This window comes from Phytoactinopolyspora endophytica, from assembly GCF_004138495.1.
Lineage (GTDB): Bacteria > Actinomycetota > Actinomycetes > Jiangellales > Jiangellaceae > Phytoactinopolyspora > Phytoactinopolyspora endophytica.
Genome location: NZ_ML142869.1, coordinates 91,509 through 92,196, shown reverse-complemented (window position 1 = coordinate 92,196; position 688 = coordinate 91,509). Strand labels below are relative to the sequence as shown.

General features: G+C 64.8%; 1 protein-coding gene. It reads left to right on the top strand.

All coding sequences use genetic code 11. The features are described 5' to 3' along the window. Positions 1–171 precede the first annotated feature (171 nt). Positions 172–588, top strand: coding sequence for a DUF1801 domain-containing protein (locus ELR45_RS29350; RefSeq protein ID WP_129669465.1), 417 nt, complete (start codon positions 172–174; stop codon positions 586–588). Positions 589–688 lie beyond the last annotated feature (100 nt).

The following is a 688-nucleotide window of genomic DNA, read 5'->3' as shown; positions in this document are numbered from 1 at the left end:
TCACGCGTGCTGGAAGCGTGGCAGGCGGCCTGGAACTACGACGATGCGCGCAAGACGTTCATCTGTGAATACGAACGGTACGGAGCCGACGGCTCGGTCTCCGTCAACCTCGGCGTGAGCTGACATGAGAACGCTGGACGGCCGAAGCTCCATCCCGAGGACGGGTATCCGATGAGCGTCAGCAGCGAGGTGCCTGCGCTGAGCCCCGAGATGGCAGCGGCGTACGAGCAGATCACCCCTCCTGTACGCGACATCCTGCTGTCGGTGCGCGACCTGATCTTCACGACCGCCACGGAGCTGCCCGCGACGGGCGGTGTGCACGAGTACCTGGCATGGGGACAACCCGCATACCGGCCGCTACACGACCGGGTCGGCACTGCGATCCGACTCGGCGAGTGCGGTCCCGGTGCGCCCGCGCTGCTGGTCCATTGTCGAACGTCGCTCATTCAAGAGTTCCGGAGCGTTGTCGCGCACATGGAGTTCAGCGGTCGCAGGGCGGTGCTCCTCGACCCTGCGGGCGCGCTGCCGCTGGCTGAGCTTCGGATCATGATCGAGATCGCGTTCAGCTACCATGACCGTCGAGGGTGAAATGGTGCGCGCGGGCGCAACCGGTTAGGCAGCGATGACCCGGGTTCGAACGTTGGTCGAGTATGAAGAGCGATTCGACGCGGTCCTCACCTACATCTAC

Excerpts from the sequence above, each read along its gene's own strand:
- ELR45_RS29350 (WP_129669465.1), top strand. The coding sequence starts at position 172 with ATGAGCGTCAGCAGCGAGGTGCCTGCGCTGAGCCCCGAGATGGCAGCG.